The organism is Rugosimonospora africana (assembly GCF_016862975.1).
Lineage (GTDB): Bacteria > Actinomycetota > Actinomycetes > Mycobacteriales > Micromonosporaceae > Rugosimonospora > Rugosimonospora africana.
Window position 1 is genome coordinate 35,594 of record NZ_BONZ01000077.1, and the last position, 22,869, is coordinate 58,462.

Consider the following 22,869-nt stretch of genomic DNA (forward strand, 5'->3'; position numbering starts at 1 on the left):
GCAGCACCAGGTGCGGATCGGCGCCGACGGCCTGTCGAGGCGAGCTCAGGTGTCCTGCGTCCGGTTCAGGCTGCGGCGCAGGGCGTAGAGGGCCGCCTGGGTGCGGTCGGCCAGTCCGAGCTTGCCCAGGATGCTGGATACGTGGGACTTCACCGTCTCTTCACCGATGAGCAGACCGCGGGCGATCTCGCGGTTGGTCTGGCCACGGGCCAGTGCGGCGAGCACGTCGAGTTCGCGCGGGGTGAGGCGGTCGTGGGAGTCATTGCGCTCCCGGCGCTGGCGGACGGCGTTGAGCAGTTTGGCGGTGGCCGTGGGCGGCAGCACGCTTTCGCCGCGGGCGGCGGCGCGGACGGTGCTGAGCACCTCGGTGATCTCGCTGATTTTGAGTAGGTACGAGGTCGCTCCGGCGTCGATCGCGGCGATGAGGTGGCCGTCCTCGGGCGAGGAGGTGAGCATCACGACCCGGGAACCGGGGCTGGCCTGCCGGATCTCGGCCAGCACTTCGATGCCGTCGCGGTCGGGCAGGAACAGGTCGAGTAGGACCACGTCGGGCTGGGCGGCACGGGCCATGGAGACTGCAAGCGCGCCGGAGGCGCTCTGGCCGACGACGTCGATGTCCGGCTCCTGGGCGCAGAAGAACGACAGGCTCTGGCGTACGACGGTGTGGTCGTCGACGATCAGCAGACGGATCATGCCCGGTGGACCTCGATGGTTGTCCCGGCGCCCGGTGAGCTGACCACGGCCAGGCGGGCGCCGATCTCGGCGGCGCGTTCGCGCATGAGCGTGAGCCCCATGCCGAGCCTGGGTGCGCCGGGATCGAAGCCATGGCCGCTGTCGTGGACGCGCAGCACGTCGCCGGTGAGGGTCAGTGTCAGGTCGGTCGGGTCGCCGTGGCGCACGGCGTTGGCGAAGGCTTCCTGCGCGATGCGCAGCAACGCGTGTTCGTGGACGGGGTCGAGCTCGACGTCGTCGAGGTGGGTGTGCACGGTGATGCCGACCCGCTGGCGGTAGGTCTCGGCCAGCTGCCGCAGGGCGGTGGGCAGTCCGTGCTCGGCGGATGCGGTGGGGCGCAGTTGCAGGAGCATGGCCTGCATCTGGTGGGTGGCGGTGTCGGCGGTGCTCGCCAGTTGCCGCAACTGGGTGCGCAGCGGCGAGTCGTCGGGTAGGGCGCGGGCGATGCCGCTGGCGAGCAGGCGCAGTGAGAAGAGGTCCTGGGAGACCGAGTCGTGCAGGTCCCGGGCGATGCGGGCGCGTTCGGTGGTCCGGGCGCGGCTGTCGGCCAGGGTCCGTTCACGGTCGATGGAGGCGGACAGCCGCTCGGCCATGCGGTTGACGTCGGCTTCCAGCCGGGACAGCTCGTCGCGGCCGGTGACGTGTACCCGCCGGTCCAGGTCGCCGTCGGCCAGCGCCTGGGTGGTGGTCGCGAGGCGGTGCAGCCGGCGTACCGGGCGGCGCATGCTGACGTAGCCGAACAGCAGGCCGACCGGTACCGCGCCGGCGAGCACCACCAGTCCCGGGGTGAGCAGGGAGCGCGCGTCGCTCGGCCGGCCGTGGTGTCCGGCCGTGATCGGCTGCTGCTCGTACAGCGTCGCGACCTGGTGCGCCCCCGCGATCCCGGTCAGGTCGGCCGGGGTCGCCGCCGCGTCGAGGGAACCCGGCGGTGCCGCGACGACGGGTGACAACGCCCATGCCACGCGGTCGCCGTTCACGCCGGGCCCGATCCCGCTCGCGCCGGCTGCCGCGTCGTGGCCCTCGCTGATCGTGGGCAGAGGCCGCCCGGTGGGCACGCACCGCGCCGCCGAGGATTCCAGCACCGTGCCGTCGGCGCCCACCAGCAGGTACAGGTGGTTGGTTGCCGCGGCGGTGCAGGGACCCGCGTGCTCCGGCAGTAGCCGGACCGGGCCGTCGGTTGCCGGGCGCGGTGCGGCGCCCGGCATGGCCGCCGGGATAGTGGCCGGCTGCCCGGCGCCGTTGCCCGCACTGATCCGGACTGACAGTTTCAGCGCGGTCGCCTGGATGTCGCTTCGCAGGTCGGCCAGCACACCCTCTTCGTTCACCTTGTCGCTGACCAGCCGGGGGGCGTAGAAGCCGATGAGTACGGCTTCGACCAGCAGCACCGCGGCGAGGGTGACCAGCACGTACGAGACGGCTGTGCGGACCCACAGTCCCATCGGTCAAGGCTAACCGGCGCGCAGCGCGTCGGTGGGTGACAGCCGCGCGGCCCGCAGCGCCGGGTACAGCCCAGCCAGTGCGCCGACGGCGACGGCGCCCGCACCGGCGACCAGTGGCGCCGTTGCGGGCATCGCCACGGCCCACCCGTGGGCGCGGGCGACCGCGCCGACGACCGCGAACCCGACAGCCAGGCCGGCGACGGCGCCGAGCAGGGACAGCGCCAGTGCCTCGGCGAGGAACTGTGCCGCCACATGGGTACGGGCGGCACCCAGCGCGCGGCGTAGCCCGATCTCGATCCGCCGTTCCAGTACGGCGATCACCATGACGTTGGCGATGCCGATCGCGCCGACGAGCAGCGCGACGCCGCCGAGCCCGAGAAACAGGGAGTTCAGGGCGCCGGCCGCGGCGGCCCGGAAGGTCAGCGCGTCCGACGGCCGGCTGACCGCGACCTGGCTCGGATCGGCCGGATCAGCGGTGGCGCCCAGCACGGCGTGGACGGTGCTGACCGCGGTTACGTCCGTGCGCACGTAGATCCGGCTGGGCCGGCCGTCGTAGCCGAACAGCTGACCGGCGACACCGAAGCCGATCAGCGCGGACCGGTCGATTTCCGGAGCCAGGGCCAGCGGGCGCAGGATGCCGACGACGGTGAACCAATGCCCGCCGAGCCAGATCCGGGTCGGGCGGTCCAGCCGGTCGAACCCCAGCGCGGCGGCGCACTGTGCGCCGAGAACGACGGAGGGGTAGTCGCTCAGCGCGTTGTCGAGGAAGCGCCCGGCGCCGAGGCTTCCGTCCAATGTGGAAAGTAGACGCACGTCGGCGGCGCGGACCGCGAGCCCGCCGGTCTGCGCCGCCGGGATCTGATCGCTGCGGTAGACGTGCCTTCCCGGCAGTTCCGCAGTGGCCGAGACGGCCCGCACCCCCGGCAGGTGCCCGATGCTGGCCGACGCGCTGGGTGGCAGTTCGACCTCGTCGCCTTCCACCGAGTGGCCGTTGCTCACGATGAGCAGGTTCGTACCGAGCCGGTCGATCTGCGCCAGCAGTTGCGCCTTGCTGGACTGAGTGATGCCCAGTACGGCGACGATGGCGGCCACGCCGATCGCGATCCCCAGCGCGGACAGCGCGGAACGCCAGGGCCGGGCCCGCAGCCCGAGGGTGGCGGTCGGCAGCAGGTCGGCCGGGCGCATCCGGGAGCGGTTCACGGCGCGATCACCTGACCGTCGCGTACCTCGATGCGCCGGTCGAGCGTGCCGGCCACCCGCCGATCGTGGGTGACCACGACCAGGGTGCAGCCCTCCCGAGCCAGTTCGTGCAGCAGCGTCATGACTTCGGCGCCGGTGGCGGAGTCGAGATTGCCGGTCGGTTCGTCGGCCAGCAGCAGAGTGGGCCGCCCGACGATGGCCCGGGCGATGGCCACCCGCTGGCGTTCACCGCCGGACAGCTTTCCCGGCCGCTGGTCGCGCCGGTGCGAAAGGCCGACCCGGGCCAGCGCCGCATAGCTGTACTCGCGGCGTGCCCGCGCGGCCACGCCCCGGTAGAGCAGCCCCGCGGCGACGTTCTCCACGGCGGGCAGCGACTCCATCAGGTGGAAGTGTTGGAAGACCACACCGATGTGGTAGGCCCGCACGCCGGACAACTCGCGGTCGTTGAGGCTGCCGATGTCGACACCGGCGATGCGCACCTGGCCGCCGCTGGGCCGGTCCAACCCGGCCATCAGATTCAGCAGCGTCGACTTTCCCGAACCGGATGCGCCGACGACCGCGACGCGCTCACCGGGCTCGACAGAAAGGTTCACCCCGCGCAGTGAATGCACCGGTGGGGTTCCGGGGTAGGTCTTGTGAACGTCGCGAAGCTCCACGATCATGACGCCGGTACCTCCACGGGAGTTCCCTCCGGTAAGCCCTCGATCTCGACCAGCCCGTCGGATTCGTCGAACAGCTCGGTCCTGACCCCCACAAGCCGGCGCCGGCACCGGTCGTGGACCGCCACCTCGAACCCACCACCGGGCGCGCCGAGCAGCGCGTCGATCGGTATCGCCAGTACCCCCCGGTCCTGCGCGGTGGTGATGGCCACCTGCACCGGCCCGATCCCCGCACCGGCGGGGGAATCGAGCCGGATGACCACCGGAATCACCACGGTCGTGCCCACGGGTGCCGACCCGCCGGCCGCGTCGGTGCCCGACGGGACCGCGGCGCCGACCGTCGCCACCCGACCGCCGGCCGTACCCGCGGTGCCGGGCAGGCTGACACTGACCCGGTCGCCGGGATGCACCGCGCCCTGCTTATCGGGGTCGAGGTCGACCGTGACAGCCGTCGTGGTCGCCGTCACGGTGAGGATCGGGGTGCCCGGCGAGACCGGTGCGCCCAGCGCGGCGGGCACGGTGCCGACGCGTACCGGTGCGGGACGGAAGACCACCTCGCCGAGTCTGATCACCCCGGTACGGGGCAATCCGTGAGCGTGCTGCCAGCGCCGGATCGCCGTGCCCGTGGCAGCGGAGAAGTGGTCGTCGACGGTGAGGCCGGCGCCGTAACCGAGGGCGGCCAGGCAGCGCTCCAGTTGCCGGACGTCCGGCCCGTCGGCCATGCCGGGGGCGAAGTCGCGCCAGGCCGGTCGGGCGCCGGTCCACAACCTGACCGGTCGACCGTCCACTTCGTACAGTCGCTGATCCGCCGCGACCATCGTCCCCACAGCCGGAATCCAGGTCAGCGTCCCGGACGTGGCGGCGACGACCACACCCTGGTCGGAGTATCCGAGGGTGCCGCCCACGAGGTCCCGGACGGTGACGTCGGTACGCACAACCGTCGCGAGCCCGGTCGCAGACAGACCGGACGCGGGTACCCGCGGCGCCGCCCGGTGCAGCGCGAACCAGCCGGTGCCGGCCACCGCCAGCACTCCCAGGGCGGCGTAGCCACCACGCCGCCAGTCAGCCATTGGGCTGCCCCACGCTGATATTGCCTCCGGAACTGCCGAGGTACTGCTGGCACGCCTCGACCGCCGCCCGGGTACCCGGGTCACGCTTGACGTCCAGCACGTTGTCGGATCGGAAGGTGCCGTCCACGCCCGGGTCGGGCCAGTCCGGCACCCCGTGCGCGCGGACGCACTTGGCGAAGTTGAGCAGGTCGGCCAGTTGTGCGGTGGGAATCGGGGATGCCGGCGTGGCTTCGGGCATCACCGAGGCGCATGCCTGGCGGATCGCGGTGGTCAGGGCGGGGCGTTGATTCGGCAAATGCCACTGCCCGTCGCCGGGGTCGTAGGTCGGGTCCGGGTAGTTCGGCAGACCGTGCGCACGGTAGCAATTGATCATCCGCGTGATGTCGTCCGGCGCGACATTCGGGTCCTGCCGTTTCGCGGCCGCCTGGGCGGACCGGGACGGGCCGGCGGAGCAAGCCGTACCGGTGAGAACAACAGCGACCGTGGCCGCGATCGCGGCCATCCGGATGGAGTGTGACATGGGTACAGCCTCGACGCGGCGGGCGTCGAACACCTCACCGCGCGGAGCGAGCGCCTCTCCCCCATCTGGGGGTGGTGTGATGCGCAACCGGGCGATTCCGTCGTCGGGCACTGACCATCCTCTTCGACGGAATGCGACCGACCGCGACGCCCTGACCGCGCGACCGCCGCCGCCGCGCGCATCAGGAATGTGAGCGTTCACCGAATCCGCGTGACCGCTCGAAAACACGCGGCCAGCCAGGCAACTTCACGCGCAGGCAAGATAGTGGTGACGGTACGAAAGCGCACCGCACACATTGACGAGGATCGAATAATGCGGCAGGATCTGATCGCGATCGGGTAGCCAGGCCATGGCCCGATCCTGGTCGCTCTTCGCGTTCACCGTGCGGGACGTGATGGGAGTACGCCGTGCCCGCGGGTCTGCGCGGGCGTTCCTGCGAGGAGACAAGGATGCACCGTCGAGGATCCCGCACCAGAATCGTCGCCGCCACGCTGACCGCCGGGCTTGTCTGCGCGGCCGCCGCCACCGTCGCCACGACCGCGGGTTACGCGGCAACGGCCGGCTGCCGGGTCGCCTACACCGTCGGTACCCAGTGGGCGGGCGGTTTCAGCGCGAACGTCAACGTCACCAACCTGGGTGACCCGATCACCGCCTGGACCCTACGGTGGTCGTTTGCCGCGGGGCAGAGCGTGACCCAGGCGTGGAACGCCACCGTGACGCAGAGCGGTAGCGCGGTCACGGCCATCAATGTGAGCTACAACGGCAACCTGGCCACCAACGCCACCGCGTCGTTCGGTTTCAACGGCTCCTGGAACAACACCAGCAACCCGGTACCGGCGAGCTTCACGCTCAACGGCGTGGCCTGCACCGGAAGTACCTCTCCGACGACCAGCCCCACCGTGCGCCCGACGACGGCCTCCCCCACACCGAGCACCCGGCCCACGACAGCCTCACCGACGAGCACGCCGACCACGGCACCGCCGACCCAGCCGCCGGTGCGCACCGTGCGGGTCTACTGGCTCAAGCCCTCCGACGTCGCCTATGACCAGCGCTGGCCGGACGGTATCGCCAACGTGATGCGCGAGGCGCAGCGCTACTACCGGCAGGAGCTGGGCAAGAGCTTCACGCTCAACAGTACGGTCGTCGAGGTCGTCAACGGCGACCACGTGAAGTCCTGGTACGAGAACACACCCAACGGCAGCGACCGCTACTGGTGGGCCGTGTTCAACATGCAGCAGGAGCTGCTGCGCAAACTCTCGCTGCACGCCCCGGACAGTCGCTGGATCAACGTGGGCGAGATCAGTGCCGAGGGGCAGGGTGCCGGGGGTGGCGGCGGCGGAGGCTGGGTCATCCTGTGCGAACACGACGCCGACGGCGCCGCGGGTGTCAACGGCCCGATGAACCGGTGGTACGGCGGCATGGTGCACGAGCTCGGCCACGCGTTCGGGTTGCCGGACTCCTCGTCGACGGACGGGACTCCGATGTCGGCGTCGTTCTACGACTACCCGAACACGCACTTCAGCCAGGCCCAGAAGGACCAGATCCTCAACGGTCCCTATGGAAGCTTCCTGTCCTGACCGCGCCGGTGTCTCCCTCGGGGAACGGATCCCGGGGGAGGCGCCGATTATGGGAGACACCGGACCCCGGCCAACGGAAGACCGCGCGCGCATCCGGAGCGTCTCCCGCCGCGCCCGCGCGCCTATGGAACACGGCTTAGCGACCAGCGGCCAGGCGATGGGCCTGCCCGTGGTGCAGATCGCTCACCCACTCCCAGCCGGGCTTGGCCGAGGGGCCGATCCGCGGGTCACCGGGCTCGCGGCCGTCGCGCGAGGCGAGCACGTACGCCCGGTCCCGCTCGATCCGCTCGTGCACCTGACCGGCTGCGCCGACCGACCCGTGGCCGGGTACGACGACGTCGACGTCGGCCGCCACGCCTTCCATGAGCCGCAATGCCGCGAGGTAGTCCTCGATCGGGTCGGCGGCGTCGTTCAGGTCGAGCATCGGGATCAGGACGTCGGAGAGCATGTCGCCGGCGACGAGAACCCCGCGCTCCTCGACGAACAGCGCCGCGTGGCCCGGCGCGTGCGCTTGATGCTCGATGACCCGCACTTCGGGGCCGTCCCAGGGAATCCGCGCCGTCCCGGCGGGCAAGGCGGTGATGAAGCCGTACAGGTCCAGCGGGACCTTCCCGGCGATTTCCGTCTCGGCCAGGTGTTCGGTGATGCGGGCCTTCGCGTCGGGGTGGGACAGCTGTTCCCGGACAGCGGCCGCGCAGCGGGCCGTGCCGTAGCGGGGCGCTTCGCCGAGCTGTGCGTGCCAGAGCAGGTGATCCCAATGCGGATGCGTCGAGAAGCCCGCCACGACGGTCCGGCCCGATGCGGACAGGTCGTTGGCGAGGCAGGCCAGTTCGTGGTCCTGCAAACCGGGGTCGACAAGCAACACGCCGGCGCGGCCTTGCACGACGATGGTGTTGCTCTGGAGGAATTCGCTCTCGTGAACCATCACGCCGTCCGCGACCTGTCTCAGCATCAGCTCGTCTCCCGGATGGCGTAGTGGTGCATCGTGACACCCTGCTTGAACGATCGGTGCTCGAGCAGGTCGAGTTCGATCGGCATGTCCCAGTCGTCGAACAGCGGCCGGCCGAAGCCGAGGATCGCCGGGTGGGTGAAGAGCAGCAGTTCGTCGAGAAGCCCCGCCCGGAGCAGTTGCGTGGCGAGGGCCGCGCCGCCTACACCGAGGGTGCCTTCGGTCTCAGCCTTGAGGGCGGCCAGTTGCTCGATCGCGTCGTCCCCGCCGATGATCCGGGTGCTGTGATCGGCGCTGTGGCGGGTGCGGGAGACGAGCACCTTGGGCGCGGAGGTCCAGATCTCGCCGTACTCACGCAGGACGTCCGGCAGCGACGCGTCCTCGCGCGCCCGAGGCCAGTACTCCTCCATCGTCTCGTAGATGACCCGGCCCTGGACCATGCCCGCGAGTGTTCGCGCCCGCGCGTTGAACTCCCGGTGCAGCTCCTCGTCGATGCGTAGCCACTCGCCGGCGCCGTCGTCCCCGGGAACTTGCTCGATCCGCAGGTCGAGGGACACGTTCATCCAGTACAGGAAGCGGCCCATCATCCCCTCCTCCCCCTAGTGATTGCGATTTGCAACTACTATATTGGGGGCCAAGTGCCTGTCAAGGAGGAGTCGTGGAACCACGGTCCGGGTGTCCGATCAGCGCGGCCGTCGAGGTGCTCGGAGACCGGTGGACGCTGCTCGTGCTCCGCGACGTCATCTTCGGCGACCGCCGCTACTTCCGCGCGCTGCTCACCGGGTCGGTCGAGGGCATCGCCTCGAACATCCTCGCCGACCGCCTCGTGCGGCTCGTCGAGGCGGGGATCCTCACCCGGGGCACTGCGGCGCGAGGGCAGCGCGCCCGCTACAGCCTCACCGAAGCCGGCATCCGGACCCTCCCGGTCCTCTACGCGCTCGGCAACTGGGGCCTCGACTGGCGCCCGGGCACCGAGGAGCTCCAGATCCGGCAGAGGATGATGCGCGACGCGGGCCCGGCGTTCATCGAGGAGCTCATGGACGAGCTCCGAGTGCGCCACCTCGACGCCCCGCCGAAGCCTTACGACGGCCCGGGCCCCCTCGAACGCCTGAACGCCGCCTACGCCGCCGAGCAGGAGCGCCGCGACTAGATCCTGACGTGAGCGAGTTCTTCGTAGGTTGCCCACACGTCGAGCACGGCGCCCTTGAGTTGCAGGGGATCGATATCGAAGATCACCCACCCGGTCACCGTATCGCCAGCAGCGTGGAATTCAGCGCTCGGAAACAGCGGCTCCAGCGGGTCCGGGCCAGACGACACACGGATCTTGCCCGTTCGGTCCGCGCGGACCTTGTTGCGGCCCGTCAGGGCGAAGTTGCCCGCATCCAGCATTGCGCCGCTGCTGCTGCTGAGCACTGTCTCCTCGATGAGCACGCCGACGTACATGCCGTGCTTCGGCCCGGGAGTGTCGCCGCTCGGTTTGGCGTCGGGAGCCACGACTATCACTCGAACCTGGACTGTGTCGCCGAAGCTCGTCTGCAATGTCAGTGGAGTCTCGATGGGCACGGTCTTGCCATTGTCCATGCTGGGCGAAGGCGTGGCCGACTCGCGTGGCGCATCCGAGGACGCCTCGACAGACGGTGCCGGTCGAGTCGCCGTGCAGCCGGCGACTGCGATGATCAGAGCTCCGGCCGACAGGGTCATGGAAATCCGTCTGATCACTGGCTTTCCCCCCGCTTCTTAGGAATCGGCGTGATCTGGTACGCGTCGTGCCCGCGCCGTCCATCATGGCGCGGCTGTGCAACAGGAACGTGGGACCGCTCGGGGCCGCCGGGTCAAGGGAGGAGTTATCGCAACAGGTCCTCAGCTTCGTCCACCTCACACCGGCGTAGTCAATTGATTCTGCTCGCAGGGAAGCGCGTGGGTCGGTGCTTGGCCGAGGCAGCCGTTGAGCTTGTGCCCCGGCCGGACACATCCGGCACTAGGCGGCGGCCGACACGGTCTCCACGTCGACCTGCCGTGGCATGGGTGTTGCTTTGCCGCGAACACCAGTGGATAGACGATCGCGGCAAGAGCGCCGCCGACCAAATGGGCGATCAGGCAGACGGGGAGTTGAGCCGAGTTGACCCGCCATCGGGCCCGAAGGTCGCTCCCAGGAAGACGCCTCTCAGTGGCCCTGCTTCGGCTGCCCGACCGCCGCGAGTCGGTTCGCCAGTGTGGGGATCACGATGGCGGCGGCCAGGAGGTGGATGAGGATGAGGGTGATAGCCGTCGTGGCGTCGAATCCGACGAAACCCGCGGCGGCAGACCGCCGAGCCATCTTCGACACCCTCGACGCCAAACTCGACCTGGGACGGCACGACGGACGCATCATCACCGGAGCATCACCCGCATCACCCAGCACCTGCGCGATGCTCTGGGCGATCGCATGTGTTCGGGCTGATTTGCGGAGTGGACTATTTGGTCCTGCAATGACGCTGCACCCGGGCCACGCGGGACGCGCCAACACCGATGCGACAGGAACCATAATGATTACGACCGGCAACCTCGAGAACGTCGACATCCGCCACGACTCTGACAACAGGAAGTACGAGGCCTGGGACGGCACAGAGTATCGAGTTCGTCGGCCCGCACTGACCCCGAGAAAAGCTGCGCGCTGTCGCGCCGAACTCGTCGTTGTCGAACCAGCCGGGCGGCGGGCTCCAGGTGTCCCACCGAAGGCTGAAGTTGCGTACTGGATCGGCGGCCGTAGGCTGGCCCAGTGGCGCAGCGCGACTGGGTGGAATGGCACCGAGACTACGACGATCCAGGCTCCCCGCTCTCGCGGCGGGGGAAGCTCGTGCAGGGGCACCTGCGCGCCGAGCTCGAACGTGCGCCCGCCGGGGACATCCGCCTGATCAGCCTCTGCGCCGGGCAGGGCCGGGACGTGATCGGCGTGCTGACCGAACATCCGCGCCGAGATGACGTGCGCGCCCGGTTGGTCGAGCTGAATGAGCGCAACGTCGCGCTCGCACGGCAGGCGGCGCAGACGGCTGGGCTGCACGGCGTCGAGGTGCTGCAGGCCGATGCCGGGATCACCGATGCCTGCACCGGCGCGGTACCGGCCCAGATAGTGGTGGCATGCGGCATCTTCGGCAACATCACCGACAGCGACATCCAGGCCACAGTGGCCGCCCTGCCCAGCCTGTGCGCACCTGGAGCGCTCGTCCTCTGGACCAGGCACCGCAGTGCGCCCGACCTGACTCCCGCGATCCGGTCCTGGTTCGGCGAGGCGGGCTTCCGGGAGGAGGCGTTCGACACCAGCCCTGACGGCTTCATGTCGGTGGGCGCGCACCGGCTGACGGGCGAGCCCGCCGCGCTGATACCCGGCCAGCGGCTGTTCACCTTCGTGGCCAGGACCTGAGCCGGGCAATCTCGCCCTGAACACGAAGACTGGCTGGCTATAGGCGCCAGGCTTGTGGTGCCGATCTGCCGCCCGGCCGTCGCGTCCCGGAGTCCTTACGGACGAACGCGGATGATCGTCTTCCCCTTGCGTCGCCCGGTCGGGTTGAGGGCGGCGACGGCATCGTCGAGGGTCGCGACGTCGCCGATGTTCGTCCGCAGTCGTCCGTCACGCACCCGCCGGACGATCTCACCCAGTTGGACACGATCGGACTCGACAACGAAGTCGACCGCCAGGCCGTCAGCGGGCCGCGCCTCGGGCGGGCCGACGACGGTCACCAGCGTGCCTCCGGCTCGAATCAGGCCCGCGGACCGCTTCTGGATGTCGCCGCCGATGACATCGAAGACCAGATCGACGCCGCCGACGTCTTCCAGGGCATCGTTCTCGAGGTCGACGAACTCCATCGCGCCGAAGTCGAGCGCCTTCTGGCGATCGGCGGCCCGTCCGGTGCCGATAACGTAGGCGCCGAACTCACGTGCGAGTTGGGCGACCAGCGCCCCGACCGCGCCGGCCGCGCCGTGCACGAGGACGCTCTGCCCCGACCGAAGGCGGCCGTGCTCGAACAGTCCCTGCCAAGCGGTCAGGCCCGAGATCGGCAGGCTCGCGCCCACCGTGAAGTCGACGTCTCCGGGCAGCGGCGCGAGGTTACGCGCCTCGACGGCCACATACTCCGCCAGTGTGCCGTCGCGAGTCCAGTCCGTGAGGCCGAAAACCCGCTGCCCCACAGACAGTCCCGCCGTCCCGTAGCCGAGGGCGGTGACCACTCCGGCCAGCTCGTGCCCGGGGATCGACGGCGTGCGGTCACGGTCGAGGCGATCGGTCCAGGTCGAGGGCCACGTCAGCTCAGTCGGGACGAATCCCGACGCGTGAACCTCAACGACGGCATCGTTGATCGCCGCCTGTGGCTCGGGCCGCTCGGCCAGCGTCATCCCGGCCGTTCCCGCGGCCTGGTCCGTCACCACGATCGCCTTCATCCGATACCTCCCTGTATCCAGTCCTCGCCGACACACTCTGCGAGGCACTTCCGTGGACTATATCGTCCATTATAGGTGCGGCACAAAGGCACCCCGCCTGACGAGGATGTACCGCCGCGTCCCCTCTGGACACGATGGCCCAGTCGGCTGACGCCGGTTTGTGGGCGCTCGCGGCGCCCCCGTACTGGCGGGACGTGCTGGATCAGCGGCATGAGTTGGGTGACGTCGTTGCGTGCCGCCGGTCAGCGACGCCTGCAACAGGATGCCGTACGCCTCGGTGATCAGGTGCTGTTTCGAGCCCGGTCGACCGGAATCGGTCTGGATCTGGGTCGCCTTCATGGCCCGCACCTGATCAACGACCACCGCGATCAGTCACTTCCAAGATCCATTCTATGAGGCGTTCTTAGAGGTTGCGCAGCCAGGCGGCGTTCGGGCCTCGGCAATGAGCAGGGGCACAGGTCTCGGTGACCATGGAGCTGCGACGCTCTGTGATCACTGGGGAGTCCTGTGCCGTCCTGCCATCACGGCTGACCGACCCGCTGTGGGGACCAATTCTCGGCGATGTTGATGCCGCATTATGAATACCGTGAACATGGTCAAGAGAATCCTTGGTGCTGCAGGAGTCGTTCGGCGCGAGCTGATTGGCAACACGGCGCTCGACGACTCCGAGGCGCACCATTTCGAGGACCTTCTGCATGCTCTCGACTCAGCAGGTCTGTGGAATGGCGTCGCCGACGATGAGAGGACCGCCATCGTCGAGACGCTCATGACATCTGACGAGCCGGAAGCAACGTGGACGGCCGGTGGATTTTGGCGCGCTGACGGAGAAGACCTCAGCAAGGGCGACGTCGAAGCGTGGTTGACCGGCATGACGAAAGCACTCGCCGACTGCGGCGTCGACCTTCGTGTCTCGACAGTTTTCAGTCCCGGTGATCCGGCCTCGACGGGCTATGCGGTGGCGATCAACGGCGTGATGCTGAACTTGTACGACTTCGCCCCGGATAATCTTCGCGTTCCGGCGTCTTATGATCCGTGGACGGACTGCTCGATCATTCCTGCCGCCGAGGTCAACCGCTTGTTGGTTAATGCCGAGAGCGACCGTCGGCTCGCCTTGGTCTGGCCGGGAAGCCAGGACGGGTTTTCCGTGCTCGGCCATATGGAGGTGCTTCAAAGAGCGGCTGCTTCTGCCGCAGCCGACGCAGGCTCGTGGGGCCTGGTCGTCCCGTAAAGTCTAGGCAGACGGCGCTGGGCGCAGACCGTCGAAGATGACCGCGACCGCGCGGGCCTGAAGGTCGGCGTCCCGGCTCGCGTACTCCGCCGCCCGTGACGCGCCGACGATCAACACGATCAGTTCGTCGGTGCGCACGTCCTCGCGTACCGCACCCGCCCGCTGCGCCTGGGTCAGCAAGGTGTCGAGCGCGCTCCACAACTCCTGGCCGACCTCGCCGATGGAGTTCTCGACGTTGACGCCGGCGGAGGTCAGCGCTTCGGTGAAGGCGTTCTTCGACGCGCTCTGGTTGACGATGCGGGCGAGGAAGTCGAACAGGGCCGGGCCGGCCCGCTCGGCGCCGGCCAGGCTGCGGGCTTCTTCGGCGAGCCTGCCGAAGCGCTCCACCAGTACGGCTTCCAGCAAGGCTTCCTTGGTCGGGAAGTGACGGAAGACCGTACCGACACCCACCCCGGCGTGCCGGGCCACCTCCTCGGTCGACGCCCCGGTTCCCTTGCTGGCGAAGACTTCGTCGGCTGCTTCGAGTACCCGGATGCGGTTGCGCCGGGCGTCGGCACGCAGGGGTTTGGCCGCGTTGACATCCGGAGTCGCCAGTCCGTATCGTCTAATCGGAGTCACGAGTCCGATTATACGTTTCCCCGGAGGCACCCCATGCTGGTCACCATTGTCTTGGCCCTGATCGCCGGTTTCTTCGCCGGCAACGGCCTGCCGTACTACGTCCAGGGCAGCACCGGCGACGGGCGGAACCCCTCCCCGTTCCGCGACTCACCGGTGGCCAGCGTGCTCAGCGGCTGGGGCGCGCTCGTCATCGCCGCCGTGGCGTGGCACTTCGCCCACGTGGGCGACCACCGGCTCGCGGGCTACACCGCGGCGGCGCTGGGCGTCCTGGCCGTCGGCCTCATCCACACGAGGACGTGGCGCAGCCCGAACCCGTGGGGCAAGCGGACCATGCCCCAGACACGGCAAGCCCAGTAACGCTCAACCCGCCGCACCCCATTGCAGCGACAGCCCGGTGGCCGCCCGCTCGGTACGGACCTCCATCATGCTGCCCAGGATCGTCGCCCGGTCGACCACCACCGCGGTGCCGTCCAGCGCGTAGGTGATCCGGTCGCTGAGGAACACCGGTACGCCCGCGTCCTCCCCCAGGTGCTGCGCGACGTTCGCGTCCAGTACCCCCGGGCGGATCGTCTCCGACGCCCGGGCCACCGCCACCCCGACATCGGCCAGCGCCTCGTAGAGCGACACGCTTGTGAAGTCCCGGTCGCGAAGCTGCGCCGCGTACGGCTGGCGGACCCACGAGACCTGGTGGATCGCCGGGCGCCCGGCGAACGTGCGTACCCGTTCCAGCCGCAGCGCGGCCTCTCCGGACCGGGTACGCAGGGCGGCGGTGACCCAGGCCGGTGCCTGCCGCAGCGACCGGCCGAGCATCGCCGTGCGTACCTCGTGGCCCTGTTTCTTCAGGTCGTCGGCGAGGCTGGACAGCGAGCCGAGCTGGTAGGCCAGGTGCGGCGGGGCCACGAACGTGCCGCGGCCGGCCTGCTGCACGATCAGCCCCTCGTCGGACAGTTGCCGCAGCGCCTGGCGCAGCGTCATGAGGGTGACCCCGTACGAGGCGGCCAGCTCGCGCTGAGCCGGCAGCGCCTCGCCGGGTTCGTAGTGTCCCGCCCGGATCTTCTCGGCAAGGTCGGCGGCGATGACGCGGTACCTCGCCTCGTGTCCGGCCTCGCGGGTCATGATGCGGGTTCACGCTCCTGGTCCAGTGCCTGCCGCATCGCCGCCAGGTAGGCGCCGACATCGGCCGGGCTTGCGCCGTCGAGGATCCGTCGCATGATCGCGGCGCCGACGACGACCCCGTCCGCCGTCCGGATGGCCTGCGCCGCCTGGTCGGGTGTGGAGATGCCAAACCCTAGCAGCACCGGCCGATCGGTGCTTTCGCACAGTTGCCCGGCAAGCGTCGTGGCCGAAGCGGACAGCGCCGCCCGCTCCCCCGTCGTGCCCATCAGCGACACGGCGTACACGAATCCCCGGCTGCGTCGGGCGATCGCGGCCAACCGCGGCGGTGGGGTCGCGGGCGAGGCGAGCAGCGCCAGGTCGACCCCGGCGTCCGCGGCCGCCTGCTCGACCTCGTCGGCCTCCTCCAGCGGCAGGTCCGCGACGATCAGACCGTCGACGCCCGCGGTGCGCAGCGCGCCGCAGAACGCTTCCGGCCCGTCGTGCAGGACCAGATTCTGGTACGTGCTGGCCACCAGCGGCACGCCCAGCTCCAGGCCGGAAAGGCCGGCGAGGATTGCCCGCACGCTCGCGCCCCGCGACAGCGCCACGTGGGACGCCTCCTGGATGGTGGCGCCGTCCAGGGTCGGGTCGGAGAACGGCAGGCCGATCTCGATGGCGTCGGCCCCCGCGTCGACGAACGCGCGCAGGTAGTCGACCCAGTCGCCGGTGATGGCTCCGGTCAGGTACGGCATCAGCAGCGCGCGCCCGGCCTCGCGGCGCTGCCGCAGGTGAATCTCCAGCAGTCCCATCACACCAGCTCCATGAGCGTGGCGGTGTCCTTGTCGCCGCGTCCGGACAGGGTCAGCAGCACGGTGGCGCCGGGCGGCAGTTCGCCGCTTTCCGCCGCGCGGATCACCCAGGCGACCGCGTGCGCGGACTCCAGGGCGGGCAGGATTCCCTCGGTACGGGCCAGCCGCAGCGCGGCGTCGACCACCTCGGCGTCGGTGACGGTGACGTAGCGGGCCCGCCCGAGGTCGCGCAGGTACGCGTGTTCCGGGCCGACGCCGGGGTAGTCCAGGCCGGCGGCGATGGACTCGGCTTCGGTGATCTGGCCGTCGTCGTCCTGCAGGAAACGCGAGCGGAATCCGTGCAGCACACCGGTGCGGCCCTCGGTTGCGCCGGCGCCGCCGGCGGCTTCCACGCCGACGAACTGGGCGGCGGTGTCGGCGAATCCGGCGAACGTGCCGGCCGCGTTGGAGCCACCGCCGACGCACGCGACGACGTAGTCGGGTACGCCGGTGCGCAGTTCGGTGGCGCACTGCCCGCGGGCTTCCTCGCCGATGACCCGCTGGAACTCCCGGACCATCCACGGGTACGGGTGGGGTCCGACCACGGAGCCCATGCAGTAGTACGCGTCGTCGACGCAGGTGACCCAGTGCCGCATCGCCTCACTGGTGGCGTCTTTGAGGGTACGGCTGCCGGTGCCCACCGGTACCACCTCGGCACCCAGTACCCGCATCCGGAACACGTTGAGCGCCTGGCGTTCCACGTCGCGTTCGCCCATGAAGACGGTGGCCGACAGGCCGAGCAGCGCCGCGGCGGTGGCGGTGGCCACCCCGTGCTGGCCGGCGCCGGTCTCGGCGAGCAGCCGGGTGCGTCCCATCCGGGTTGCCAGCAGCGCTTGGCCGAGGACGTTGTTGATCTTGTGGGAGCCGGTGTGGGCCAGGTCTTCGCGCTTGAGCAGCAGGGTGATGCCCAGTTCGGCGGACAGCCGCCAGGCCGGCGTCAGCGCCGTGGGGCGCCCGGCGTGCACCGCGAGCAGGGTGGCCAGGCTGCCCCGGAATCCGGGGTCGGACCAGGCGTCCCGGAACGCGTCCTCGACCTCCTGGCAGGCGGCCACCAGGGACTCGGGCACGTACCGGCCGCCGTGGTCGCCGAACTTGCCGCGCGGACCGGGGTCGCTCATCGTCCCCGCCGGCCGCACGATCGGCAGGTCGCGCGGTCGAGGTAGGTCGCGCGGTCGCAGCCTCAGGTCGGTCATCCAGCTCACCTCACTGTTCTAGAAGCAGATCAGCAGTTCTAGAACAGTCTGCCACGACTGTCGAGGCCTGCGCCACCCCGATCCGGCTGCTAGCGTGCGAGGCGGGAGGCAGACATGGCACGGCTGACACTGACCGGCATCAACCTCGACGCCCCGGACCCGCATGCGCTCGCGGCCTTCTACGCCGCGCTGCTCGACTGGGAGATCGCCCGCGCGGAAGAAGACGACGTGTACCTGCGGGCCCCGGACGGCGGCCGTGGCCTGTCGTTCCAGCGGGAGACCGCGTACCGGCAGCCGACCTGGCCGGCCGGGTCCGGCGACCAGCAGATGATGATGCACCTCGAAGTGGCCGTCGACGATCTGCCGGCAGCCGTCGCGCACGCGGTGTCGCTGGGCGCCACGGTCGCCGACTTCCAGCCCCAGGACGACGTGCGGGTGTGCCTCGACCCGGCCGGGCACCCGTTCTGCCTGTACCTGTCCGAGCCGGCCGGCGAACCCGGCTGAACGCGCCCACCCCGCGACAGACGTCGCCGGCCGCCGCGGGGCTGGTGCCCCGGGCGGCCGGCGGACTCGCGCTCAGCTGTTCACGGGCTCCGTCGTGCGGGGGCGGCCGGCGAGTACCTCGGCCTGCTCGGGCACCCGCCGCAGATGCGCGATTCCCAGTACGGACAGCACCAGCATGACCGCCGCCAACAGGAAGCTGGCGATCGCGGCATACAGGGCGATCTGGCCGATCTTCCAGAACGCGTAGGCGTTGAGCAGCATGCCGCGCAGGGTCTCGCCCTTGAACAGGGTGTTCACCTGCGCCTGCAGGGCGGCGTTGGTCGGGTCGGCCTGGGCCGCGGTGCTGACCTGCGCGTAGGTCTTGCCGTCGGCCACCTCGCTCAGGTGTACCGCGATGAAGTGGTCGGCGTACGCCTTGGCCTGCGCGCCGGTGACGAGTTGCTGGCCGGCGTACTGGTTGAGGTACGGGCCGATGGCCGCCGGCTTGAGCGCGTCGCTGCCCGCCGCGGGGAAGTAGATCTGCTGGGCGGCGAGTTGGTCGTGCACGTTGCTGTTGGCGAAGCTGTAGCCCCACATCAGCAGGCCGCCCGCCACGAGCAGGACGAGGGTCAGCATGACGCCGACCGCGGAGAGGATGGTGTCAAAGGTCCTTCGGCGCATCGCGTTGCCTCCTTGTCGGCACTGTTCGCCACGCTTGGCCGGGCCAGTGCGTGCCCAAACACACAGTGGCAACGAACGGGTGCGCCGGGCAGAGGCCAAGGTCCCGGCGCGGCCGGGACGTTCTTCCTCGGGGCGACCAGGCCCGGCCGCTCGATATCATCGGCGGGTGAGCGATCCCGCAGGCCCTGGTAACGGTGGCGAGTTCTGGACCGCCCCGTCGCTGGGGCTCTCGCCACTGTCCCGGGTGCGCCTGGACGAGTTGCTGACCGAACTGCTCGACCGGGTCGGCGACGTGATGTCCAGCCGCGAGCGGCTTTCGGCGTTGCTGGACGCGGTCGTCGGCATCGGTACCGACCTGGATCTGCACAGCACCCTGCAGCGCATCGTGGTGGCGGCGGTCCGGCTGGCCGGCGCCCGGTACGGGGCGCTGGGGGTGATCGGCCCGGGCCGCAGGCTGGTGGAGTTCATCACCGACGGGCTGAGCGTCGAGGAGCACCGGCGCATCGGCGACCTGCCCACCGGCCGTGGGGTGCTCGGGCTGCTGATCGACGAGCCGCATCCGGTGCGGTTGCGCGACATCGCCGAGCATCCGCGCTCGTTCGGCTTCCCGCCGCACCACCCGCCGATGCGCAGTTTCCTCGGCGTCCCGATCCGCGCCCGCGACCAGGTCTTCGGAAACCTCTACCTGACCGAGAAGCGCGACGCCGAGGAGTTCACCCGCGACGACGAGGAGTTGGTCAGCGCGCTGGCGGTGGCGGCCGGGGTGGCGATCGACAACGCCCGGCTGTACGCGACGGCCGGGTACCGGCAGCGCTGGCTGGAGGCTACCGCCGAGATCACCAACGTCCTGCTCGGCGAGGTCGAGCGGACCTCGGCGCTGGAACTGGTCGCACGTCGGGCCCGCGAGGTGTCGGGTGCCGCGGTGGTGATGGTCCTGCTGCACGACCCGGACGCCGGGCGGCTCACCGTCGAGGTGGTGAACCCGGACCACCGTGGCCTGCCCGGTGTGACGCTCTTGTCCACAGACGGCACGTTCGGCACGGTGATCGGCGACGGGCGGGCGGTCGTCGTGGACAACCTGCGCACGGCGGCGACGTGGCCCGTGCAGGTCAGCGGCGGACCGGCGATGATCGCGCCGTTGGCGGCCTCCGGCACGGTACAGGGCCTGCTGGTCATCGCCCATGAACCCGGCGGTGGACGGTTCGACGACGAGGTGGATGTGAGCCTGCTGTCCAGCTTCGCCGGTCAGGCGGCGCTGGCTCTGGAACGGGCCCGCGCCCAAGACGAGCGGGAGCTGCTGGTGGTGCTGGAGGACCGCGAGCGCATCGCGCGGGACCTGCACGATGTCGTCATCCAGCGGCTGTTCGCGACCGGCCTGCAACTGCAGTCAACCTCGCGACTGGCCCGCCCGGACGTGGCCGAGCGCATCGGCGGCGCGGTCGACGAGTTGGACAACACCATTCGCGACATCCGCTCGGCCATCTTCGAGCTGCGCAGCCCGGTGGCGGCCACCCTGCGGGCGGACATCCACGCCACGGTCGACGCCGCCGCCGCGTCGCTGGGCTTCCGCCCGGGGCTGCGGCTGGACGGGCCGATCGACAGCGTGGTACCCGAGCAGGTGCGCCCGGACCTTCTCGCCGCGCTACGCGAGGCACTGTCCAATGTGGTCAAGCACGCGCGGGCCACCTCGGTGACGGTACGGGTGGCGGTGACTCAGGGACAGCTGCGCCTCACCGTTGCCGACGACGGGGTCGGCGTACCGTCCGATGTGGACGAACGCAGTGGACTGCTCAACCTCCGGCAACGCGCCGCCCGGCACGGCGGTGAGGTACGTGTGACGGCGACGGGCGATTCGGGGATCACCGTGGAGTGGACGGTTCCGCTGTAGTCCCAGCGCGGTCGCCCGCTCCTCTGATCGATCGATTGCCTCCTCGGCAATCCGTTGACAGGCTCAGGAGGTGCGGACCGCCAGGCTGATACGCAACCTCGCCGTGGGATATCTGCCCATCCTCCCGGCGCTCGCCGTCTATTTTCGCTGGGGCCTGCCGCCGATCGTCGCGACACTGCTCCCGGCGCTCTTCGTCGCCGCCATCGCACACGTGTCGCTGCAGGCGGTGCGGGACGCCGAGATGTACCGGCTGGGCTTTCGACAGGTGGTCCGCAGCAGGCGCACCGGTTCCTACCGGTGGAGCGACGACGGGATCCGGCCCATCGAGCACTCGACCCGGGAGGGGCTGATGACCCTCGCCCTTCCCACCCAGATGTGGCAGGGCCTGCCGGGGCGCGTCGAGGTGGGCATCGCCGCGTACCAGCCTCTTCAGGAGGACCTCGCGGACCTGGCCGGCCGCGCGGCGGACGCCGGGCCAGCGGGCTCGGGCGCGGACGATCTGATGCGGGTCACCCTGATCGGGGACGGCTTCGCGATCAGTCCACGCGACGCGTGGGAGCAGTCCTTGTCCCCCGACGCGTGCTGGCAGTTCGACGTCACGCCGCTCTCGCCGGTCGCGCGGGTGCTCACGCTCGTCACTGAGTGCGTGGTCGCCGTGCCCGGCGGAGGCAGGCGGCGTATCCCGCTGCCCAACGTGCGGCAGAGAATCGCCGCGAGAGCCGATTACGCGTTCTGGATCCGCTGGATGCTCCGGGAACACGGCAGGCGGATCGCTGTCGTATCGGTGGCCGCCGTCGCTGTGGCGGTCGCGTGGACGGTTCGGGGATAACCGCGACGTCCCCGGCTTTCCGGCTACCTGGCGCGGCGCTCGGCGCCCAGCAGCTTGGTGGCCAGTACGGCGGCCTGGGTACGGCGCTCCAGCCCCAGTTTGGACAGCACACTGGAGACGTAGTTCTTCACCGTCTTGTCGGCCAGGAACATCCGCTCGGCGATCTCGTGGTTGGTCAGCCCTTCGGCGATGTACTCCAGGATCCGCCGCTCCTGGGCCGTCAGCGACGTGAGTTCGTTGGGCTCCTCGATGCCGTTGCGGATCCGCTCCAGTACCCGTGAGGTGACCGCCGGATCCAGCAGCGACTGCCCGGCGGCCACCCGGCGCACCCCGTCGACCAGATCGGTACCCCGGATCTGCTTCAGCACGTACCCGGACGCACCGGCCATGATCGCGGCGAACAGGGCCTCGTCGTCCTCGTACGAGGTCAGGATCAGCCCCCTGATCGACGAGTCCACGGCCCGCACGTCGCGGCAGACATCGATCCCGTTCCCGTCGGGCAGCCGGGCGTCGAGCACCGCGACGTCCGGGCGCAGTGCCGGGATGCGCTGGGTGGCCTGCACCGCCGAACCGGACTCGCCGACCACCTCGATGTCGCCCTCGGCCTGCAACAGGTCGGCCAGGCCCCGGCGCACCACCTCGTGGTCGTCCAGCAGGAAAACACGGATCATGCCTCTTTCTACCGCGCCCTGCCCTTCGTCGGCAGGGCCGAACGGCCCTGGCCGGCCGGGACCTCTCTGCCAGCAGGCCGGGGCGGTGGTCTCGTCCGGTGCTCCGGGTAGGCCGTGCGCCGACACCGGTGCGTCCGGGCACCAAACGCACCTAGGCTCTTCCTGACGTCTCACGACCGACCTTTGCGAGGACTGTCTGATGCCGCAACAGCACGAGGACATCGCACGCAGGATCATCGACGAGAGCCTGTATATGGTCCTGGCGACCGCGGATGCGACCGGGCAGCCATGGTCCTCCCCGGTGTACTTCGCACACGCCGGCTTCACACGGTTCTACTGGGTCTCCTCGCCCGAGGTGACGCACTCGCGCAACATCGCGACGCGCTCCGACGTCGGGATCTCCATCTTTGACTCGAGCGCACGCATCAGCACCGGTCAGGGCGTCTACCTACGGGCACGGGCGGTCGAGGTCACCGGCGAGGAGATCACCGAGGGCATCGACGTCTTTTCCCGGCGGTCGCTGAGCCACGGCGGTGTCGCCTGGGTACCGGCCGACGTCCAGGGCGACACCGGGCTGCGCTTCTACCGGGTGCAGGTCGACGAGCATTCGATCCTGGCCAAGGACGGCCGTCCTGATCACCGGATACCGGTCCAGTTCAGCTGACACGGCACACCGTCCGGGCTCGCGTTCGGCACGCCGGCACCGCAACCCGACCGCCGCGATCCCGTACTCCCCATCGCCCTGGCGCATGCCTGGGCGGATGGCGGCCGCCCGG

The 22,869-nt window shown here is 70.1% G+C and carries 27 protein-coding genes; 9 read left to right on the plus strand and 18 right to left on the minus strand.

Going from position 1 to position 22,869, the window contains the following annotated elements; translation table 11 throughout:
* Positions 1–45 precede the first annotated feature (45 nt).
* From Raf01_RS36360 to Raf01_RS50685, 7 genes are all read right to left on the minus strand, one after another.
* Positions 46–693: a response regulator gene (locus Raf01_RS36360; protein WP_203922645.1), complete on the minus strand. Its 648-nt coding sequence runs from the start codon at positions 691–693 to the stop codon at positions 46–48.
* Positions 690–2,171, minus strand: coding sequence for a HAMP domain-containing sensor histidine kinase (locus tag Raf01_RS36365; RefSeq protein ID WP_203922646.1), 1,482 nt, complete (start codon positions 2,169–2,171; stop codon positions 690–692). Before Raf01_RS36365 ends, Raf01_RS36360 begins: the two co-directional genes overlap by 4 nt.
* A gap of 9 nt (positions 2,172–2,180) precedes the next feature.
* Positions 2,181–3,356 (minus strand): ABC transporter permease, encoded by a 1,176-nt coding sequence (locus Raf01_RS36370; protein ID WP_203922712.1) that lies wholly within the window; start codon positions 3,354–3,356, stop codon positions 2,181–2,183.
* Positions 3,357–3,367: 11 nt separating this feature from the next.
* A complete protein-coding gene (locus Raf01_RS36375; protein WP_203922647.1) occupies positions 3,368–4,033 on the minus strand; it encodes an ABC transporter ATP-binding protein in 666 nt (221 codons plus the stop codon).
* Positions 4,030–5,100 (minus strand): peptidoglycan-binding protein, encoded by a 1,071-nt coding sequence (locus Raf01_RS36380; protein ID WP_203922648.1) that lies wholly within the window; start codon positions 5,098–5,100, stop codon positions 4,030–4,032. Before Raf01_RS36380 ends, Raf01_RS36375 begins: the two co-directional genes overlap by 4 nt.
* Complete coding sequence (locus Raf01_RS36385) at positions 5,093–5,731, minus strand: hypothetical protein (protein WP_203922649.1); 639 nt, start codon at positions 5,729–5,731, stop codon at positions 5,093–5,095. The genes Raf01_RS36380 and Raf01_RS36385 overlap by 8 nt, the downstream gene beginning before the upstream one ends.
* 135 nt (positions 5,732–5,866) lie before the next feature.
* Entirely contained in the window at positions 5,867–6,001 is a 135-nt protein-coding gene (locus Raf01_RS50685; RefSeq protein ID WP_275413128.1) for a hypothetical protein, read from the minus strand.
* A gap of 68 nt (positions 6,002–6,069) precedes the next feature.
* Between Raf01_RS50685 and Raf01_RS36390 the strand changes: the two genes are divergently transcribed.
* Positions 6,070–7,197: a cellulose-binding domain-containing protein gene (locus tag Raf01_RS36390; protein WP_203922650.1), complete on the plus strand. Its 1,128-nt coding sequence runs from the start codon at positions 6,070–6,072 to the stop codon at positions 7,195–7,197.
* A 136-nt stretch (positions 7,198–7,333) separates the two neighbouring features.
* On the opposite strand, the gene Raf01_RS36395 is transcribed toward Raf01_RS36390, so the two are convergent.
* Both Raf01_RS36395 and Raf01_RS36400 read right to left on the minus strand, forming a co-directional pair.
* A complete protein-coding gene (locus Raf01_RS36395; protein ID WP_203922651.1) occupies positions 7,334–8,149 on the minus strand; it encodes an MBL fold metallo-hydrolase in 816 nt (271 codons plus the stop codon).
* Entirely contained in the window at positions 8,149–8,730 is a 582-nt protein-coding gene (locus Raf01_RS36400; RefSeq protein WP_239134246.1) for a dihydrofolate reductase family protein, read from the minus strand. The genes Raf01_RS36395 and Raf01_RS36400 overlap by 1 nt, the downstream gene beginning before the upstream one ends.
* Before the next feature lie 74 nt (positions 8,731–8,804).
* Between Raf01_RS36400 and Raf01_RS36405 the strand changes: the two genes are divergently transcribed.
* Complete coding sequence (locus Raf01_RS36405; RefSeq protein ID WP_203922653.1) at positions 8,805–9,296, plus strand: winged helix-turn-helix transcriptional regulator; 492 nt, start codon at positions 8,805–8,807, stop codon at positions 9,294–9,296.
* Here Raf01_RS36405 and Raf01_RS36410 read toward each other — a convergent pair.
* Together Raf01_RS36410 and Raf01_RS36415 are read right to left on the minus strand one after the other, a co-directional pair.
* Complete coding sequence (locus tag Raf01_RS36410) at positions 9,293–9,865, minus strand: hypothetical protein (protein ID WP_203922654.1); 573 nt, start codon at positions 9,863–9,865, stop codon at positions 9,293–9,295. The two genes, Raf01_RS36405 and Raf01_RS36410, sit on opposite strands and share 4 nt — an antisense overlap.
* Positions 9,866–10,310: 445 nt before the next feature.
* Positions 10,311–10,463: a DUF6069 family protein gene (locus Raf01_RS36415; RefSeq protein WP_203922655.1), complete on the minus strand. Its 153-nt coding sequence runs from the start codon at positions 10,461–10,463 to the stop codon at positions 10,311–10,313.
* A gap of 441 nt (positions 10,464–10,904) precedes the next feature.
* Between Raf01_RS36415 and Raf01_RS36420 the strand changes: the two genes are divergently transcribed.
* Positions 10,905–11,546 carry a class I SAM-dependent methyltransferase family protein gene (locus tag Raf01_RS36420; RefSeq protein WP_203922656.1) on the plus strand — a complete coding sequence of 214 codons (642 nt, stop codon included), beginning with the start codon at positions 10,905–10,907 and terminating at the stop codon, positions 11,544–11,546.
* A gap of 95 nt (positions 11,547–11,641) precedes the next feature.
* Here Raf01_RS36420 and Raf01_RS36425 read toward each other — a convergent pair whose 3' ends face one another.
* Positions 11,642–12,559, minus strand: coding sequence for an NADP-dependent oxidoreductase (locus Raf01_RS36425; protein ID WP_203922657.1), 918 nt, complete (start codon positions 12,557–12,559; stop codon positions 11,642–11,644).
* 586 nt (positions 12,560–13,145) lie between these two features.
* Here Raf01_RS36425 and Raf01_RS36430 point away from each other — a divergent pair.
* On the plus strand, positions 13,146–13,787 hold the full coding sequence (locus Raf01_RS36430) for a hypothetical protein (RefSeq protein ID WP_203922658.1): 642 nt from the start codon (positions 13,146–13,148) through the stop codon (positions 13,785–13,787).
* A gap of 3 nt (positions 13,788–13,790) precedes the next feature.
* On the opposite strand, the gene Raf01_RS36435 is transcribed toward Raf01_RS36430, so the two are convergent.
* Entirely contained in the window at positions 13,791–14,405 is a 615-nt protein-coding gene (locus Raf01_RS36435) for a TetR/AcrR family transcriptional regulator (RefSeq protein ID WP_239134247.1), read from the minus strand.
* A 33-nt stretch (positions 14,406–14,438) separates the two neighbouring features.
* Between Raf01_RS36435 and Raf01_RS36440 the strand changes: the two genes are divergently transcribed.
* Positions 14,439–14,762 carry a hypothetical protein gene (locus Raf01_RS36440; RefSeq protein ID WP_203922659.1) on the plus strand — a complete coding sequence of 108 codons (324 nt, stop codon included), beginning with the start codon at positions 14,439–14,441 and terminating at the stop codon, positions 14,760–14,762.
* A 3-nt stretch (positions 14,763–14,765) separates the two neighbouring features.
* Here Raf01_RS36440 and Raf01_RS36445 read toward each other — a convergent pair whose 3' ends face one another.
* Genes Raf01_RS36445 through trpB form a run of 3 tightly spaced genes read right to left on the minus strand, consistent with a single transcriptional unit; the run spans position 14,766 to position 17,493 of the window.
* Positions 14,766–15,521 (minus strand): GntR family transcriptional regulator, encoded by a 756-nt coding sequence (locus Raf01_RS36445; protein ID WP_203922660.1) that lies wholly within the window; start codon positions 15,519–15,521, stop codon positions 14,766–14,768.
* A complete protein-coding gene (trpA, locus tag Raf01_RS36450) occupies positions 15,518–16,309 on the minus strand; it encodes a tryptophan synthase subunit alpha (protein WP_203922661.1) in 792 nt (263 codons plus the stop codon). Before trpA ends, Raf01_RS36445 begins: the two co-directional genes overlap by 4 nt.
* A complete protein-coding gene (trpB, locus tag Raf01_RS36455; protein ID WP_373319687.1) occupies positions 16,309–17,493 on the minus strand; it encodes a tryptophan synthase subunit beta in 1,185 nt (394 codons plus the stop codon). The genes trpA and trpB overlap by 1 nt, the downstream gene beginning before the upstream one ends.
* Positions 17,494–17,655: 162 nt before the next feature.
* On the opposite strand from trpB, the gene Raf01_RS36460 reads away from it, so the two are divergent.
* Positions 17,656–18,045: a VOC family protein gene (locus tag Raf01_RS36460; RefSeq protein WP_203922663.1), complete on the plus strand. Its 390-nt coding sequence runs from the start codon at positions 17,656–17,658 to the stop codon at positions 18,043–18,045.
* Between the two features lie 72 nt (positions 18,046–18,117).
* Here Raf01_RS36460 and Raf01_RS36465 read toward each other — a convergent pair whose 3' ends face one another.
* Positions 18,118–18,705: a hypothetical protein gene (locus Raf01_RS36465; protein ID WP_203922664.1), complete on the minus strand. Its 588-nt coding sequence runs from the start codon at positions 18,703–18,705 to the stop codon at positions 18,118–18,120.
* A 295-nt stretch (positions 18,706–19,000) separates the two neighbouring features.
* Between Raf01_RS36465 and Raf01_RS36470 the strand changes: the two genes are divergently transcribed.
* On the plus strand, positions 19,001–20,593 hold the full coding sequence (locus Raf01_RS36470) for a sensor histidine kinase (RefSeq protein WP_203922714.1): 1,593 nt from the start codon (positions 19,001–19,003) through the stop codon (positions 20,591–20,593).
* A gap of 70 nt (positions 20,594–20,663) precedes the next feature.
* Positions 20,664–21,422 carry a hypothetical protein gene (locus Raf01_RS36475; RefSeq protein WP_203922665.1) on the plus strand — a complete coding sequence of 253 codons (759 nt, stop codon included), beginning with the start codon at positions 20,664–20,666 and terminating at the stop codon, positions 21,420–21,422.
* Positions 21,423–21,445: 23 nt separating this feature from the next.
* Here Raf01_RS36475 and Raf01_RS36480 read toward each other — a convergent pair whose 3' ends face one another.
* Positions 21,446–22,093: a response regulator gene (locus Raf01_RS36480; RefSeq protein WP_203922666.1), complete on the minus strand. Its 648-nt coding sequence runs from the start codon at positions 22,091–22,093 to the stop codon at positions 21,446–21,448.
* Between the two features lie 199 nt (positions 22,094–22,292).
* On the opposite strand from Raf01_RS36480, the gene Raf01_RS36485 reads away from it, so the two are divergent.
* Positions 22,293–22,757, plus strand: coding sequence for a pyridoxamine 5'-phosphate oxidase family protein (locus Raf01_RS36485; RefSeq protein ID WP_203922667.1), 465 nt, complete (start codon positions 22,293–22,295; stop codon positions 22,755–22,757).
* The last annotated feature ends 112 nt before the right edge of the window (positions 22,758–22,869 follow it).